The sequence below is a fragment of the Alteromonas sp. S167 genome (assembly GCF_036864375.1).
Classification (GTDB): Bacteria; Pseudomonadota; Gammaproteobacteria; order Enterobacterales; family Alteromonadaceae; genus Alteromonas.
Genome location: NZ_JAZETR010000005.1, coordinates 54,274 through 71,380, shown reverse-complemented (window position 1 = coordinate 71,380; position 17,107 = coordinate 54,274). Strand labels below are relative to the sequence as shown.

The following is a 17,107-nucleotide window of genomic DNA, read 5'->3' as shown; positions in this document are numbered from 1 at the left end:
TGTGAATAAACACGGTTTTACACTTGTAGAACTTGTTATAACCATTTTGGTTATTGGGGTGTTGGCAGTCACTGTCACGCCCCGCTTTCTAGGCAATGATGCGGAAGAAGCTATTGCACTGCGTGACCGTGTGCTGCAGTTCACACGCAATATGCAGTTTCGTGCAATGCAAAACGTTAACGACACCAGCTGCGTAAAAATTACCGCTACCACTATTGCGCCTCCTGCTTCTCACGACTGCGCTCAAGCATTGTCTACGAGCTTTGATGCCGACCAAGTTATAAGCAGTGCTGGTACCGACTACACCTTTGTAACGTCTGATCAAAACAGCGATGCGTTTTCGCAAATTCAATTCAATAATTTAGGCCAGCCTACCAATATTGCATGTGCTGGTACATGTCGCATAACGGTAGGCAGCTTTGCGGTTTGTTTAGAACAAGAAGGTGCGGTTTATGCGTGTTAACGCAGCTACGCACAAAGGTTTTACCCTTCTAGAGCTGGTAGTAGGCATTGTGGTGTTTACTATTAGCCTAACGCTGGTGCTGTCTTTAATTGCGCCACAAGCGGCCCAAACTGCAGAGCCGCTTCGAGAGGTCAAAGCCGCTAAGCTTGGCCAATCTCTAATGAATGATATTTTAAGTCGGTCGTTTGATGAAGGCAGCGATCGCGGCCCACCTTTTGAAACCTGCAATGAAAAAGGCACGTGCTCATCAACGCTGGGGCCTGAAGAGGCCAGCGAGGCTAATTACGACGATGTAGATGATTACAATGGTTTCAGCGTTACTGACGTGGGTGGTGTTTACGCCGGCTTTAGCTATACCGTTGCGGTAGAGTATGACAGTGACTTTAATACTGCCACCGCGTCTGACGGCGATACCTTCAAGCGTGTAGATTTAGCGGTAACCGTACCGGGCGGCCAAATATATCGCTTTAGTGCTTATCGAGGTAGCTATTGATGCCAAAGCACGTAAAACCTAAGTTCTTTGCGCAAATGAACTCGGCGCACAAAGGCTCGAAAGCTCGTGGCTTTACGCTAATTGAGCTCATTTTGGTTATTGTTATTCTAGGCATAATCAGTGTTTCAATTGCACAGGTTATTTCAATTAGCACACAAATTTACATCTCGGGTGCTGAGCGCGGCAGGCTGGTTGCCGATGCGCGTTTCGTTATACTGCGTCTTGAAAAAGAGCTACGTAACATCGTGCCTAATTCAGTGTCTTTCGATGCCACACTTGGTTGCTTAACTTACTATCCCATTAAAAGTAGCGGCACCTATGTAAATGATGCCTTTGATAATCCGATGCATACGGTAGTTTTCGATAGCCAAGTAAACGTTGGCGACACATTGGTGGTATACCCTACAAGCCCTCAAAGCGTTACTGATAACGGCAGAACGATAAGTAATATTAGTGTTGCTGCTGATGCGCCAAGCAGTGCAAGGCAATACGATTTCACCTTGAATTCACCGGTTACACAAACATCACCTGGCAAGCGTTTTTTTGTTCCTGAACCCCCAGTGACCGTTTGCCGACAAACCACCGCGCAAGGTGAGTCATTGGTAAGAACGCAAAGCGGCGTTTCAGGGTTATTGGTAACGGGTGTATCGCAATGGAATGCAAATGTAGTAACGGCAGGGCTGCGTCAAAATGGTCTTATTGAGCTGCAAATGACGTTGGACGGCAGTGATAATGAACAGTTAGCAGTATTGCATGAGGTGCACTTCCCCAATGTTCCTTAACGCATCGCACCAACTAAACAGCAACGAGCGTAGACGCAAATTCAGACGCGCGCCGCAATCGCTAAAAAAACAGAATGGTTCAACCATTATCGTGGCTGTCATCATAAGTCTTGTGTTATTGGGGCTTGGCATTGGCTTATCAAATCAAATTAGTTCGAATGTGCGGCAGCAGTCTATTGAGTTCCTTGGTGCCCAAGCTTACCTTGCTGCACAAAGTGGAATGGAGCTAGCGGTAAGAAGCATAGTGATAAGTACCGAAACAAGGATGCAGGATGGTAGTGGAAATACACTGAATAAAAAATGTGCCGATGTACCCCATATCCAAGTCAGTCTTTTTGGATACTGTACGTTTAATTTGTCATGTGCCATCGAGAACGACGTCAACGAGCCTGAAGTGCCGGCGGGCGTAGTCGACATTTATCAACTAGAATCTATTGCGGTGTGCGAAAGTGGCCAGCTAACTACGTCGCGCAGTGTTGTTGTTGAAGTAAGGCAGGAAAATTAATGCGTTTTATCTCACCTGTTCAGTTAGTCGTTTTTGCCATCGCCGTTTTTGTGTCTCGTATGCTATTCGCTGTACCGCAAATTGAAGGGCGCTTTATAGAGCTTCAAAATACCTACAATAAAGCCGAGTGGACCACCATAAGCTTTTCTCAGGTGTACGATGAACCGCCAGCAGTATTTATGTTATCGACCAACCAAGGTAATAACCCCGCCATCGTAAAAATAAGAAATGTAACGCGTACGGGCTTTGAAGCACTGCCACTAGAGCCATCTGGTGAAGATGGCCCCCATATAACAATGGGCGGACATTACCTTGCTATTGCCTATGGTGTTCATGAATTTCCCAATGGCGACATTGTTGAAGTGGGAAAAATGAATGTGGGGAGTAATGCAGTGCAAGCGTCGCCAAATTCGCCATGGTTTGGCACTCCTGAACTGTCGGGTAGTGATGAGTCGCGTTATGTTCAGGTGCCCTTAATTACTGATTTTGGCGAGCAGCCCGTTTTTTTCCACTCTCTTCAAACAGTGAATAATCAGGTGGACGTCAATGGCAAAACGCCTCCTAATACGTATTTATTACCCTTTTTAACCGTTGCCGCTAAATACGATAACGTGGGCAGCAATTTAGTGCCACCTGTACCTCAATTGAATGAAGCGTACTTTATCGCGTTGGAAGCTTCAGAAACCTTTTATCAAGAAGTAACGCGCAATGAAACCATAGCTTATATGGCAACAACAGCGGGGTCAGGAAGATCGTTTTTCGATGACAATGGGTTGCAAGTAGAGTGGGAGGCACACTTCGCCGAAACCCTTATAGAGGGGTGGGATGATGGCTGCTTCAGGAATGACTTTAAAAATAAGTATAATCAAACCCCACTTGTGGCAGCGAGCAAGATTACTCGCAACGGACAAGACGGCGGTTGGTTAAGAAGCTGTGGTATTAATAATAATAGAATAGGCCTTAGAGTTGACGAAGACCGAAGCTTAGATTCAGAACGAAACCATACCGCAGAAGAGGCGAGCATTATTGCTATGACCTCTGAGTTTGTATTTAGCGGCGATTTACCAAGCTGTGATGTGGCATTTCCTGGGGCGCTTGCAACATTTAACGGTAGTACAGTTTATCTTGGGTCTAACAGCAGAATCTTCGATGAAAATAACGGCGTTTTAACCACTATCGACGTTATCAGTGATGTTAATAAAAGCGACCCTAATTTTCCAAAATGTGGCGAAAATGCAGTAGCCTGTTTTCCATCAAACACAGACGCATTAAGCGCATCACAAGTTCGCGCTATTCCCACGATATCTATAGATGACAGTGGTCCTGAGCTTGAAGCTGGTGATTTAGCAGGAGACTATTTCTTCAGCCGCAAGGTGGTAACCATGGCGGCAGGCGCGTACACAGTGAAAGCACCTACGCGTATATATGTTTCCGATCCTGGAGGTGTCGTCAACACCTCTACCATTTTTTCAATGGTTAATGCTTCTATTACCGTGGAAAATGGCGCTTACCTTGCGATATACGTAGACGGTGATGTGATAATTGACGGCACTAACCCAAATGCCATCATTATTGCTACAGGCAATATTAGTTTTGTAAACGTAACCGGAGAAACCATTTCGGGTCGTTTTACCGCCGGAGGTGGCGTTACGGCTAATGCTGCCGTAAGCGTTCTTGCGAATGAAGTTCCCAACAATATTCCAGGTATTTGCGGGCGTGATGTTATTGAAGTGCTAAACCATTACCGATTTGAAATGGCTGATAACTTAGGCAGTAGCTGTGCAGCAAAAGAAGTGACGCTTAAAGCCTGTGCCGATGTAAATTGTGATTTGCTTTACTCCCAAGAGGCAACAGTTAACTTAGTTCCCACAAACGGAAACGACTACGTGTGGTCTCCTGGTGATAGCGTGAATTTTATTGGGCAAACGTCGCTTACGATAGAAAGCCTCAGAGGTAAAGATCCAACCCTAGCTACATCAGGTGAAACACCGTCGTCGCAGCTACGTTGCTTTATTGGAGGTAGCGAGGTTGCACTTAACAGCTGCAAAATTAACTTTAAGTCTGATGGTTTAGTTTTTTCAAACATTAGTGATGGAAACGAAACCATCGTAACGCAGCTGTCTGGCAAGCCATCCGACGCTGGCTTTAATGCAAAAACGTATGCCATAGAGGCGTGCGGTAACACCGATTTACTGCGTAACCAAACCGTAGACGTTGAACTTAACTACAACTGCGCAAGCTCAAGCAATTGCTCAAACTCGCTGGTATTTTCAAATAACAATAGCGATACAGAAATAGGCCTTTCTGCCACAACTGTGCCAGTGTATTTTGATGACGATTCAAGAGCATTATTTTCAGTGCAGTATCCTGACGCAGGCGAAATTTCATTAACTGCAGAGTTGAGTGAAAGAAGCAGCATTGCGGGTTCGTCGAATATTTTTAAAGTGCGCCCTTTCGGTATCGCTGTAGAAGTGCTTGATGACACCGGTACCAATATAAACCCAAATGCCACCGCAGCTAACGCCAATGGCTCGCTATTGAAGCTAACAGGGCAAGATTTTGTGGTGGGTTTACGCACGGTACAGTGGGTAGCAGGTGAGGATGGTGACAGCGATGGCGTGCCAGACGATTTTACATCGCTTTTAAACAACAATACGGCAGAACATTTCTCGGGCACAGTTGAACTTACTCCAACCACGCTGCTTCCGGCATCAGGCGTTACTGGTTCGTTGTCCGGGGGCACCAGCGTGGTGTTCACTGATGAAGGTAAGGTAAATACAACGGTGGATTACGACGAAGTAGGGGTTATTAATATTAATGCTTCTAGCAACTATTTGTCGTCTACCACAGTGCAAGGGCAAATGAGTAATGTAGGTCGTTTTGCGCCTTCTAATTTCATATTAAGTGGCGACGTGACCCCTGCATGTGATGTAGCCAGCGCCTTCACCTATTTTGATGAGCCATTAGATAGCGTCAGTTACACGCTTCAAGCTGTTAATCAGAATGGTGCCAAAACTGTCAATTACTTCGGCGGTTTTGATAAATTAAACGCAAATAACATGCAAATGGAACACAGCGGTAGTGTTTATAACCGCTTGGTGAATGTAGATAGCGTTACGTGGCCACAGTCTGGCGTGACGGGGCGCATAGATTTCACCGATACCGATATTGCCGTGAGCCGACTTGCCGATGCTAGCTTAGATGGTGCATACATGGGGGCGTCGCTAATTCTTGAATTAGATTCGGCGCAGCTTGAAGGTGCTACGTTCAACGGTAGTTACTGTACGCCACCTTGTTTAGCGTTTATCGAATCAAGTCTTAACTTTGCCTATGGGCGCGCCACGTTAACCAACAATTATGGCAGTGTCGATGAGTCGCTGTTGCTACCCATGACAACCCAATATTGGGATGGTAACGATTGGCGAATTAATATGGCCGACAGCTGCTCTACTTTCGACCATAACGACATTGATGAGTCGACAGGGCAGCTAGTCTCAAGTCAAACAGGAAGTACCTTATCGCAAGGTGCTTATGCAGGGCGCGAGGGTATGCGTTTGTCATCTCCTAACGGTGAAGGAAACTTTTCGGTAACTTACGAGGTTCCTCAGTGGCTGCGTTGGGATTGGGATCAAGATGGTGATGCTGATGAGTCGCCCTCAGCGACGGTAACGTTCGGCGTATACCGTGGCAATGACGATATTATTTACAAACGCGAGCGCGTAGGAAACGACTAACATACACCTTAAGCGCTACCGCGCTATGGGGGTAATGACAAGCTTATCGTCATAAAATTAGCATTGTTAAATATTGAACCTTTTGGTCTACATGTAGTCCTCACTGTGTCGACCAGGGAAGCGTTGTGCAAAGCAGTGAGTTGCGCTAAATGAAGATATTTTAACGGTAAGTTACACCATTACTTGCCCAAATTTGCCCCCATTGTTAAAGTGTGCGAATAAATATCGACTTCACGTTAAAGCGTCGCCATCTCACCTTTGCAAAAACGCGTTAACACAAGAACAGGAATACACTCTTCATGTTTAAAAAGCTTCGAGGCATGTTCTCTAACGATCTGTCCATCGACCTCGGAACAGCTAACACGCTGATTTACGTTAAAGACCAAGGTATTGTACTTAATGAACCTTCTGTTGTAGCTATTCGTCAAGAGCGTGCTGCGGGGCCAAAAAGTGTGGCGGCAGTGGGTGCAGAAGCTAAGCGTATGCTTGGTCGTACCCCTGGAAATATTCGCGCTATTCGCCCAATGAAAGATGGTGTTATTGCCGATTTCTACGTAACAGAAAAAATGCTTCAGCACTTTATTAAACAAGTGCATGACAATAACTTTCTTCGCCCAAGCCCTCGCGTTCTGGTTTGCGTACCATGTGGTTCAACGCAAGTGGAAAGACGTGCTATCAAAGAGTCTGCTCTAGGTGCCGGCGCGCGTGAGGTTTACCTTATCGACGAACCTATGGCCGCAGCTATTGGTGCGGGTTTGCCTGTATCAGAAGCAACGGGCTCTATGGTTGTTGATATTGGTGGTGGTACAACAGAAGTTGCTATTATCTCACTAAATGGCGTGGTGTACTCTTCATCAGTTCGCATTGGTGGTGATAAGTTTGATGAAGCTATTATCAACTATATTCGCCGTAACTTTGGCTCACTTATTGGTGAAGCAACCGCTGAGCGTATTAAGCATGAAATTGGTGCCGCATACCCAGGTGAAGAAGTGCGTGAAATTGAGGTACGTGGTCGCAACTTGGCCGAAGGTGTTCCTCGCGGCTTTACGCTGAATTCAAACGAAATATTAGAAGCGCTTCAAGAGCCGCTAACGGGTATTGTGTCTGCGGTAATGGTAGCCCTAGAGCAATCGCCACCTGAACTGGCTTCAGATATTTCTGAGCGCGGTATGGTGCTAACCGGCGGTGGTGCGTTACTTAAAGACCTTGATAGATTACTTATGGAAGAAACAGGTATTCCGGTTGTTATTGCCGATGACCCTCTTACCTGCGTGGCACGTGGTGGAGGTAAAGCATTCGATATGATTGACCTTCACGGCGGCGACCTGTTTAGCTACGAATAAGCAGGAAAGGCAACCTTAAGGTTGCCTTATTTGTATAATGGACACCATATTTACTCGCGGACCATCGCTAAACAACCGACTTACACTGGCACTTGTGTTGTCGGTGCTGTTGATATTTGTTGATCACAAACTCGATGGTTTTAAGTCGACGCGGGTATACCTCAATTCTCTTATGAGCCCATTGCAATATTTAGCAAACCTGCCTGGGTTAATGCTAAGTGAGAGTGCGCAACGACTTACTTCGCAAGAAGATCTACTGGCTGAAAATCAGAAATTAAACAATCAACTGCTGTTAATGAGCGAAAAGCTGCAGCAGTTTAATGTTCTGGCAAAAGAAAATAACCAGCTACGAGAACTTCTCCAGGCACCGGTGAGAACCGAGGCTCGTAAGATGGTGGCTGAGCTAATGGCGGTAGATAAAAATCCGTACAGCCAACAAGTGGTAATTAACAAAGGCGCAATAGACGGCGTTTACCTATCACAGCCTGTTATCGACAATGAAGGTATTGTGGGGCAGGTAATGGAAGTCGGGTCGACTAACAGTCGAGTGTTGCTTATCGCCGATGTAACACATGCAATACCTGTCCGTTCATTAAGAAACGATATCCGCTTTATTGCTACAGGCAGCGGTACCTTAAACGAACTTTATCTTGAGCATGTGCCTCACAGCGTAGATATTCAAGTGGGCGATACGCTCATTTCTTCAGGGCTCGGGAATGTTTTTCCCGAAGGTTACCCTGTGGCTGAGGTGACTCGCGTTATTCGTGATGAAAGTCGTCCATTTGCCCGCGTAATTGTATCGCCTTTGGCAAATCTAGACAGGCTAAGGCATCTACTTTTGCTGTGGAACTCTAAAGACGCAGAGAACGAAGACAACACGCAAGAAAAAAACACCACAAATACCGACGAGGAAAACGATGCGTAAACGTAACCTCGTGATTTGGACCAGCATTCTTATTGCCCTTGTTTTACAAATAGTACCGTTACCTATTCAGGTTGATGTGTATCGACCTGACTGGGTGTTGGTGGTATTGGCGTACTGGAGTATGGCACTTCCGCACCGCGTTAACGTAGGCGTTGCGTTTATCACAGGCATAATGGTTGATGTGTTGGTAGGCACTACACTTGGAATACACAGCCTTGGTTTAAGCATGTGTGTGTATGTGCTTGCTGCAAACTATCAGCGTTTGCGTAATTATTCGGTTTGGCAACAAGCGATTATTATTGGCCTACTTTCATCTTTGTATCACCTGCTCACATTTTGGGTACAGCATCTACTTACCAATATCTATTTTCAAATAGATTATTTGTGGCCTGTAATCACCTCTATGGTGCTGTGGCCGTGGGTATTTTGGTTGCTTCGTCGCACGCGCCGTCAATTCTCTATCTCTTAAGCTTTTCAATACGTTTACCAGTAGGGCGATACCATGACCAAATCAGTAGTGTTAGCATCGGCGTCACCTAGGCGTACTGCGTTACTTCAGCAAATGCGCATTGAACATCGCATTTTACCTGCCGATATTGATGAATCGCCGAGACCCAGTGAAACACCTGAAGCACTGGTAGAGCGTTTAGCTAGCGAGAAGGCCCTTGCGGTAAAACAGCGTCTTATTGAACAAGGTGAAATGACTGACGATACGGTAATTCTAGCCAGTGATACGCTGATCTCTTTCAACGGAGAAAGTGTTGGTAAGCCTGAGGACAAAGCCGACTCAAAACGCATTCTTTCCATGCTATCGGCACAAACCCATGAAGTGCTCACTGCGATAAGCGTTTTGAGTAACAGTAAACAGCAAACCGAGATAATTCATACCTTTGTTACTTTTGCGGCATTGACGGATGCCCAAATTGACGCATACTGGGAAACAGGAGAACCTGCCGATAAAGCAGGTAGCTATGCCATTCAGGGAATTGGCGGAGAATTCGTTGTCTCAATTAATGGCAGCGCTAGTGCTGTTGTTGGTCTTCCGCTTTATGAAACCCGCCAATTACTCAATGCTTTTGGAGTTGTGTCGTGAGTGCTGAACTGCTGATTAACGTTACCCCGTCTGAGTCGCGTGTTGTACTAATTGAAAACGGGATCTTACAAGAGATACACGTTGAGCGTCATACCAAACGCGGTTTAGTGGGTAATATCTACCGTGGAAAGGTAAGTCGTGTGCTGCCAGGAATGCAGGCGGCATTTGTGGATATTGGGCTAGAAAAAGCCGCGTTTCTGCACGCCTCAGATATTGTTATTCACAACGAAATAGCAGAAGAATTTTCTGCCAGCAACATACAGAAACAAGATATTCGAGAGCTTGTGCGCGATGGACAAGACATTGTAGTCCAAGTGGTAAAAGATCCCATCGGCACGAAGGGCGCAAGACTGACTACCGACATCACTATTCCAAGTCGTCATTTGGTGTTTATGCCGTCGGTTACTCACGTTGGCGTATCACAGCGAATTGAAGAAGAAGCTGAACGAGAACGCTTGAAGTCGCTGGTACAAGAGTTTTGTGATGAAAACGGTGGTTTTATATTAAGAACTGCCGCAGAGGGAGTTGGTAAAGAGGAGCTGCAGTCTGATGCAGCGTTTTTGCGAAGACTGTGGGATAAAATTCAGTCGCGCATGAAACGCCGCAAGTCTAATGTGCTTTACGAAGACTTGCCTCTTGCTAGGCGTGTTTTGCGAGACTTTGTAGGCACCGAATTAGATCGAATTCGCATCGACTCAAAGCTGTCATTTCAAGAGCTGCATCAGTTCACTAAAGAATATGTGCCAGAGATGAATGGCAAGTTAGAATACTACACAGGCGACAGACCTATTTTTGACCTGTATGACGTAGAAAATGAGGCGCAGCGCGCACTAGAACGTCGCGTTGATTTAAAGTCGGGTGGATATTTAATTATCGATCAGACTGAAGCCATGACGACCATTGATATCAATACAGGTGCGTTTGTTGGTCATCGTAATTTAGAAGAAACCATTTTTAACACCAATATTGAGGCAACACAGGCAATTGCCCGTCAGCTAAGACTGCGTAATTTGGGGGGAATGATCCTTATCGACTTTATCGATATGATGGAACCAGACCACAAAAGACGTGTCTTACACTCATTAGAGGTAGCGACAAACAAGGATAGAGCCAAAATAAATATTCATGGGTTTACCGCATTAGGGCTAATTGAAATGACCCGCAAGCGAACCCGTGAAAGCATTGAGCATATTTTGTGTGGAGAGTGCCCCGTCTGTAAAGGCCGTGGTACCGTGAAAACCATCGAGACCATTTGCTTTGAAATAATGCGTGAAATTGTGCGGGTAAATCGCGCTTATGACGCTGATAAGTTTGTGGTGTATGCGTCGCCAAAAGTGGCCGAGGCACTCATGGGCGAGGAATCACACATGTTGGCCGAACTGGAAGTGTTTGTATCGAAACAAATTAAGGTACAAACCGAAACTTTGTACAATCAGGATAAGTACGACGTCGTTATGATGTAATGCATTAACTTATACAAAGGCAAAGTGTGACAAATTTTTCGTCAGTAGCCGCTTATCTGCTTAAGAAGTTTTGGCTACTTCTTGCCGTATTGCTGGTTTTATTCGCGCTGATATTAAGTGCAGCTCGCTACGCGCTACCGCATATCGAGAACAACAAACACTTGTTGGAAAACTATATCAACGAGCAATACGGTGTAAATCTATCAATAGATAGTGTTTATGCGGTGTGGCAACAGGATGGCCCGAGCATTGTTTTAAATAACGTATCCTTAGCAAAAGATGATGCGTCTCCAGTGGCGCTCGATATTCGTCAAATTTACGTGGAAGTCGACTTTTGGCAATCTATTCGTCAGCGCCTACTGTCATCTCCCCGCTTTGAATTACGTGGCCTTCATTTAGATATTGATGCCGATAGGCTCGCCGGTGACCAAAAGAATAATTTCCCCGTTGTTAAAGCCTTAGAACAGCTGTTTTTACAACAGCTACAAAGCTTCTCGCTTGAAGAAGGAAGCGTGTCAGTTAACCGCGCAGGCGGTACGAATTCATTTGATATTGAAAGTTTGTCGTGGAATAACTTTGACGAGCGTCACCAAGGTCTTGGACGGATGAAGTTGGCGGATGTATCTGCCAATTCAGCATCGTTTATTATTGACGTAACCGGTACGTATGAAGACTTTGAAGGTGTGTTTTACGCTAAAGGTGAAGACCTAGATATATCGCCTTGGGTGAGTGATTTAATTGCCACAAAACGTCCGCTTGCGCAAAGCCGAGCAAACTTCGAATTATGGGCAAATCTCAAAAACAATAACATTACTTCGGTACAGGCAAAGTTGAATAATAGCTTACTGCAGTGGGGTGATGACGAACTTAAAACCGTAACAGGCATTACGGGTGGCAGTATTCAGGCGCTACCAACAAATGATGGCTGGAACGTGCGTGTCGACCAACTGGTGCTTAATTCAAGTAACGAGTCGCTTACCACCGACTTAGTAGGCAGTGTTAGTGCAAATGGCGATGTACTCATTAACACGGTTAAACCAGTTCAAATTAATCCGTTCTTACTGCTGCTTCCTCTTTTTATGGACGATACCAGCGAAGATGAGATTCGTGCCTTAAACCCCAAAGGTGAGTTAGCCACATTGCAGCTTAGCGTTAAAAGCGGCGCGCCGCTTTTGGCGGCAAAAGTGGTAGATTTGCAATGGTCTAAAGCCAGAAATACCCCTGGTCTTTCTTCTTTAGATGCCGATTTATACTGGTATAAAAACAACGGCGCGGTTTACTTAAGTAGTTCAAACAGCACGCTTTATGCCGACGGCATCATTAAAAAAGACGTCAATATCAACACGCTTAAAGGCAACTTCTTTATATATCGTGACAGCCCTTTTGCAGAAGAAAAACAGATAGAAAACAGCAATTCGCAGCATTGGATTGTTAAAGGAGAAGGGCTTCTTTTCGACTCTGACAGCGTCACCCTTAAGCCTCAGTTTAAGCTGAACGCGTCGACGTCTTTTATGGAGTTGTATGTCGATGTCGACCCACTAGCGCTTAGCCAAGTGAGCGAGTTATTCCCCAGTGCGGTAATGGGCAGGAATACAGATAATTATTTAACGCGCGCTTTTTATGGAAGCGGCGAAATAGAGCGAGCTCGTGTTTTGTGGCACGGCAAACCAAGTCAATTTCCGTTTGATGACAACACAGGCATTTTTCAAGCTTACGTAGACATTAAACAGGGGGATTTTCTATTTGCTCCCGACTGGCCTGCGCTTAATCAGCTAGATCTCTCGCTGTATTTTGTAAATAACGCGCTGGTTATGGAAAGCCCCACTGCTACTTTAGGCGGCATGGAAATAAGCAATATGTCGGCTGCCATACCAAATTTTAAGCCAGATTCTCGATTGCTAATATATGCAACGGGCGTAGGCACGGGTGAAGCTCTTACCCAGTTGATGATGGACTCTTCGATAAAAAATTCACTGGGTGATATTCTTCAAAATGAAGTGCAGGTTAGCGGCCCGCTTTCTGCGGACATAAAGCTTGATATCCCGCTTAAAGGGAAAGAAGTGGTAGCGTCTGGCACAGCACATTTGAACGAAAATCCAATTTATATTTCTCGCACTCGCATGCAATTTGATGATGCGGTTGGCGATATCAAGTTTGTGAATGGCAATATTGATGCGACTTCTTTGCAAGCGCAGTTTTTACAGCAGCCTATTACACTGTCGTTTAGAGGCAGACAGAACGGAGATTATTCGTTAGATGTAGCACTAGGTGGCAAGTGGCATGTGCATCCGCTGGCCAACTACGTAAACACCGACTTAATTCAATATATTGATGGTGAGACGACGTGGCGTACCGATGTGTCAATGACACTGTCTAAAGACAATTTTGCTTACAGGGCAAAACTGACCGCCGACTTAACGGCAACACAAAGCGTGTTGCCAGCACCATTTGACACACCAGCGGGGACAAGTTTGCCGCTTCGCATTAGCAGTGAAGGCGACGCTAAGGCGTCTTCGGTATTTGCAACATTGGGCGATGATATTCGCTTTTCCGGCGTGTTACCTCACGAGGAAATGCAATTTTCGCGGGCACATTTAGCACTTGGTGAGAGCGACTTAACTAATATAGGAACTGGTTTTAGTATTGCAGCAAACCTGCCTTATGCTGACGTGCAGGAATGGTTTAGTACGGTTGATATGCTAGTGACAGGGAAAGCGCTTGATAAGCAATCATCTAATAATTTTGCCATCAGTAGTGACAAGAGCGATGCCCAGCAAAATAAAAGTATTTTTAGCACGCCTTCGCGTATTTTCGCCCGCGCTGATACTTTAAGCTTTGCAGGACACACCATTGAAAATGTTGAGATGAGTGCTGCAGAGCGCGATAAAGATTGGATTTTAGATGTTGCATCGGCGCAAGCCCGAGCCACTATTCGGGTGAACAGTGATTTAGACGCGCAGGGCATAGAGATTAATGCCGATTACTTGTCGTTAGATAAACCAGATGACAATGCTATTAGTGTGCAAGATGTCGCTGGGTTAACAAACACAGATACATCGCCCTATCAGATAGACCCTAGAACATTGCCGCCAATTAACTTCTATTGTCAAACATGCAGTGTGCACGGTATCGATTTTGGTGAGGTAACGCTGGATGTTGACAAGGTAAAATCTGGACTGAAGATAAGGCAATTACTCGTGCGCTCGCCTGAGACGAGTATTACCGCTAACGGCTACTGGTCATTGGTAAACGGAAACAGCGAGAGCGCCATCGAAGGTAACTTAACGTCGCCTGATGTGGGGCAAATGTTGAAAGAGTTCGGCGTTGAGTCGGGCATTAAAGACTCTAGTGCCGATGTAAATTTTGACATTAATTGGCAAGATTCTCCGTTTAACTTCGGCTTAGCAAAGCTAAATGGTGACGTAACGTGGTCACTATCAGACGGTTACTTAACTGAACTTAGTGACCAAGGTTCACGTATTTTTACCTTGTTTAGCTTAAACTCATTAGTAAGAAAGCTAAGCCTAGATTTTAGAGACGTTTTCGCAAAAGGGTTCTTCTACGATGATATGGGCGGAACGCTAAAAGTAGTAAATGGTAAGGCCTACACCGATGATACCGAAATTGATGGCGGCGCCGGTGAAATTGAAATTGTAGGGTACACAGACTTAGGAACGGGCGAGTTGAATTACAATGTGTCGTTTGCACCCAATGTAACGGGAAACCTGCCGGTATTAGTGTACTTCCTCGCAACACCGCCAACAGCACTTGCCGCGTTAGCTATTGACCAAGTACTGACATCGGCAAAAGTAATATCTAACGTTAACTACCGCGTTACCGGCACAATACGAGAGCCAAAGTTTGATGAGGTAGAGCGCAATGCCAAAGATATAAGCTTGCCAGCGCAAAACGCGCCTGTACCGTCAAACTCACAAGACAGACCGTTAACTGAAGACGATGTGCAAATGATGAAGATGGAGATAATAGATGGTTAATCTTATTGCCCTGCAAATGACATCTACGCCACGTGTTCAAGAGAATCTCGGTACTGTGTCTGCACTGATGGCCAGTAATAACATTCAAAAGAACAGCTTAGTTGTACTACCAGAGTGTTTCGCTTGCTTTGGTGGTAAAGATAAAGGGCAGCTGGCGATAGCGGAAACGAAAGGCAGTGGCCTTATTCAGTCGCATTTAGCACGCTTAGCCAAACAATATCAGTGTTACATCGTGTCGGGCACATTCCCCGTTGCTACCAGTAACCCAGATAAGTTTTCTGCGGCATGTATGCTATTTGGCCCCAATAGCGATGTACTGGCTGACTATCGTAAAATTCATATGTTCGACGTGTCTGTAAACGACAATACGGGTAGCTATAAAGAGTCGGCAACAACGTTGGCCGGTAATGAAGTTGTTGCCGTAGAAACGCCAATTGGCAACATTGGGTTAGCCGTATGCTATGATGTACGCTTTCCAGGGCTATTTACTGCAATGGGCGACATCGACATTTTGGTGTTACCAGCAGCGTTTACACAGCGTACTGGTGAAGCGCATTGGCATGCATTGTTACAGGCACGAGCAATCGAAAAGCAGTGCTTTGTGGTAGCAGCAAATCAGGTAGGTGTTCACGAGAACGGTCGTGAAACTTACGGACATAGTTTGGTATTGTCGCCTTGGGGCGAAACGCTTGCCCAACAAGCACATGAATTAGGGGCAGTGCAAACGTGTGTTACCATTGCAGAAAGAGAAACCATTAAACAGAATATGCCGGTTGCCGAACATAACCGATTCAGGAGTCATTTTGTCTAAATCTGTTGAGCGTCATTTATTATCCGACTCAGGACTAGATATTAGCAAGCTAGAGAAGGCGCTTGCCACTATCCACCGCCACGACACGGACTATGCCGATTTGTATTTTCAATCAAGCCAGCATGAAAGCTGGGTACTTGAAGACGGTATCATCAAAGAAGGCAGCTACAATATTGAACGCGGCGTAGGTGTTCGTGCAATAAGCGGTGAAAAAACAGGGTTTGCTTACTCAGACGAAATTAGTGAAGACGCACTGACTAAAGCGTGTAAAGCAGCCAGAGGTATTGCGCCAAGTGGTGGCACACAGCAAGTGTCGGCACTAGGGCAAAAGCCTGCTGAGGCGCGTTACAGCGAAAATAATCCTATTCTTGCTATGCAAGACGCTGAAAAAATTTCACTGCTTAAAGCTGTAGATGCTTATATTCGTCAGCAAGAGCCTTCGGCCAATCAGGTTGTGGTAAGCCTCAGTGGTGTGTATGAAGAAATTCTAGTGGCTGGCAGCGATGGCACGCTAGCAACCGACATTCGCCCATTAGTACGTTTGAATTGCTCTGTATTACTAGAGCAGGGCGATAGACGTGAGCGTGGTTCAGCAGGTGCTGGTGGTCGTTATGCTTATTCATTCTTCCAAAATGATGAAGACGGTAAACCCTACTACGAGGCCCTAGCAGATGATGCGCTGCACATGGCACGCGTTAACATGCAGGCGGTTGCTTCTCCAGCAGGTGCTATGCCTGTAGTGTTAGGTAACGGCTGGCCAGGCGTATTACTGCACGAAGCGGTAGGCCACGGCCTTGAAGGCGATTTTAACCGAAAAGGTGCTTCAACGTTTAGTGGTCGCATTGGTCAGCGTGTGGCGGCAAAAGGCGTAACCGTGGTAGATGATGGCACGCTAAGCGACCGTCGCGGCTCGTTGTCAGTTGACGACGAAGGTACGCCAACGGCTCACAATGTGCTTATTGAAGACGGTATTCTAAAAGGCTACATGCAAGATAAACACAACGCCAAACTGATGGGTGTTGCGCCAACGGGTAACGGTCGTCGCGAGTCTTATGCGCATTTGCCAATGCCGCGAATGACAAATACCTACATGCTGGAAGGGCAGCACGACCCACAAGAAATTATCGCGTCTATCGACAAAGGTATTTACGCCCCTAATTTCGCGGGCGGTCAGGTAGATATTACGTCAGGTAAATTCGTATTCTCTAGCGCCGAAGCGTACCTAATCGAGAACGGTAAAATTACCGCGCCTGTAAAAGGAGCAACCCTTATTGGTAATGGCCCTGAAGTGATGCAGAAAATCTCTATGATTGGCAACGACACCGCTTTAGATAAAGGCGTTGGCGTGTGTGGAAAAGATGGTCAAAGCGTACCGGTAGGTGTTGGACAGCCAACCCTTAAAATTGACGAGTTAACAGTGGGCGGTACGGCCTAGCCCAGCAAAACTCGGTATAGTTCGGCTTAGACTGCTGATAAATAAAAACGGTTGGTGCAAATGCC

13 protein-coding genes are annotated in these 17,107 nt (G+C 45.8%); all 13 read left to right on the top strand.

Annotation, left to right across the window (positions count from 1 at the left end; translation table 11 throughout):
* Position 1: 1 nt before the first annotated feature.
* The 13 genes from V7R35_RS09375 (at position 2) to tldD (ending at position 17,042) form a co-directional block, all read left to right on the top strand.
* On the top strand, positions 2–463 hold the full coding sequence (locus tag V7R35_RS09375; protein WP_334014485.1) for a type II secretion system protein: 462 nt from the start codon (positions 2–4) through the stop codon (positions 461–463).
* Positions 453–956, top strand: a complete 504-nt coding sequence (locus V7R35_RS09370) for a type IV pilus modification PilV family protein (protein WP_334014484.1) — start codon at positions 453–455, stop codon at positions 954–956. The genes V7R35_RS09375 and V7R35_RS09370 overlap by 11 nt, the downstream gene beginning before the upstream one ends.
* Entirely contained in the window at positions 956–1,738 is a 783-nt protein-coding gene (locus V7R35_RS09365; protein ID WP_334014483.1) for a prepilin-type N-terminal cleavage/methylation domain-containing protein, read from the top strand. The genes V7R35_RS09370 and V7R35_RS09365 overlap by 1 nt, the downstream gene beginning before the upstream one ends.
* Positions 1,728–2,243 (top strand): agglutinin biogenesis protein MshP, encoded by a 516-nt coding sequence (locus V7R35_RS09360; protein ID WP_334014482.1) that lies wholly within the window; start codon positions 1,728–1,730, stop codon positions 2,241–2,243. Before V7R35_RS09365 ends, V7R35_RS09360 begins: the two co-directional genes overlap by 11 nt.
* Positions 2,243–5,977 (top strand): H-type lectin domain-containing protein, encoded by a 3,735-nt coding sequence (locus V7R35_RS09355; protein ID WP_334014481.1) that lies wholly within the window; start codon positions 2,243–2,245, stop codon positions 5,975–5,977. The genes V7R35_RS09360 and V7R35_RS09355 overlap by 1 nt, the downstream gene beginning before the upstream one ends.
* A gap of 299 nt (positions 5,978–6,276) precedes the next feature.
* Positions 6,277–7,320, top strand: coding sequence for a rod shape-determining protein (locus V7R35_RS09350; RefSeq protein ID WP_014947909.1), 1,044 nt, complete (start codon positions 6,277–6,279; stop codon positions 7,318–7,320).
* Between the two features lie 37 nt (positions 7,321–7,357).
* Positions 7,358–8,245 carry a rod shape-determining protein MreC gene (gene mreC / locus V7R35_RS09345; RefSeq protein ID WP_334014479.1) on the top strand — a complete coding sequence of 296 codons (888 nt, stop codon included), beginning with the start codon at positions 7,358–7,360 and terminating at the stop codon, positions 8,243–8,245.
* Positions 8,238–8,714, top strand: coding sequence for a rod shape-determining protein MreD (mreD, locus tag V7R35_RS09340; protein ID WP_334014478.1), 477 nt, complete (start codon positions 8,238–8,240; stop codon positions 8,712–8,714). Before mreC ends, mreD begins: the two co-directional genes overlap by 8 nt.
* 33 nt (positions 8,715–8,747) lie before the next feature.
* Positions 8,748–9,338 (top strand): Maf family protein, encoded by a 591-nt coding sequence (locus tag V7R35_RS09335; protein WP_334014477.1) that lies wholly within the window; start codon positions 8,748–8,750, stop codon positions 9,336–9,338.
* Entirely contained in the window at positions 9,335–10,801 is a 1,467-nt protein-coding gene (gene rng, locus V7R35_RS09330; protein WP_334014476.1) for a ribonuclease G, read from the top strand. The genes V7R35_RS09335 and rng overlap by 4 nt, the downstream gene beginning before the upstream one ends.
* Positions 10,802–10,827: 26 nt before the next feature.
* Positions 10,828–14,796: a YhdP family protein gene (locus tag V7R35_RS09325; RefSeq protein ID WP_334014475.1), complete on the top strand. Its 3,969-nt coding sequence runs from the start codon at positions 10,828–10,830 to the stop codon at positions 14,794–14,796.
* A complete protein-coding gene (locus V7R35_RS09320; protein WP_334014474.1) occupies positions 14,789–15,607 on the top strand; it encodes a carbon-nitrogen hydrolase family protein in 819 nt (272 codons plus the stop codon). The genes V7R35_RS09325 and V7R35_RS09320 overlap by 8 nt, the downstream gene beginning before the upstream one ends.
* The gene (tldD, locus tag V7R35_RS09315) at positions 15,600–17,042 is read left to right on the top strand and encodes a metalloprotease TldD (RefSeq protein WP_334014473.1); all 1,443 of its coding nucleotides are present in this window, start codon (positions 15,600–15,602) and stop codon (positions 17,040–17,042) included. The genes V7R35_RS09320 and tldD overlap by 8 nt, the downstream gene beginning before the upstream one ends.
* Positions 17,043–17,107: the final 65 nt, after the last annotated feature.

What these genes read in the sequence shown, in the direction of transcription:
- V7R35_RS09370 (WP_334014484.1), top strand. Translation starts at nt 453, where the DNA reads ATGCGTGTTAACGCAGCTACGCACAAAGGTTTTACCCTTCTAGAGCTG.
- V7R35_RS09365 (WP_334014483.1), top strand. Translation starts at nt 956, where the DNA reads ATGCCAAAGCACGTAAAACCTAAGTTCTTTGCGCAAATGAACTCGGCG.
- V7R35_RS09360 (WP_334014482.1), top strand. Translation starts at nt 1,728, where the DNA reads ATGTTCCTTAACGCATCGCACCAACTAAACAGCAACGAGCGTAGACGC.
- V7R35_RS09355 (WP_334014481.1), top strand. Translation starts at nt 2,243, where the DNA reads ATGCGTTTTATCTCACCTGTTCAGTTAGTCGTTTTTGCCATCGCCGTT.
- V7R35_RS09350 (WP_014947909.1), top strand. Translation starts at nt 6,277, where the DNA reads ATGTTTAAAAAGCTTCGAGGCATGTTCTCTAACGATCTGTCCATCGAC.
- mreC (WP_334014479.1), top strand. Translation starts at nt 7,358, where the DNA reads ATGGACACCATATTTACTCGCGGACCATCGCTAAACAACCGACTTACA.
- mreD (WP_334014478.1), top strand. Translation starts at nt 8,238, where the DNA reads ATGCGTAAACGTAACCTCGTGATTTGGACCAGCATTCTTATTGCCCTT.
- V7R35_RS09335 (WP_334014477.1), top strand. Translation starts at nt 8,748, where the DNA reads ATGACCAAATCAGTAGTGTTAGCATCGGCGTCACCTAGGCGTACTGCG.
- V7R35_RS09320 (WP_334014474.1), top strand. Translation starts at nt 14,789, where the DNA reads ATGGTTAATCTTATTGCCCTGCAAATGACATCTACGCCACGTGTTCAA.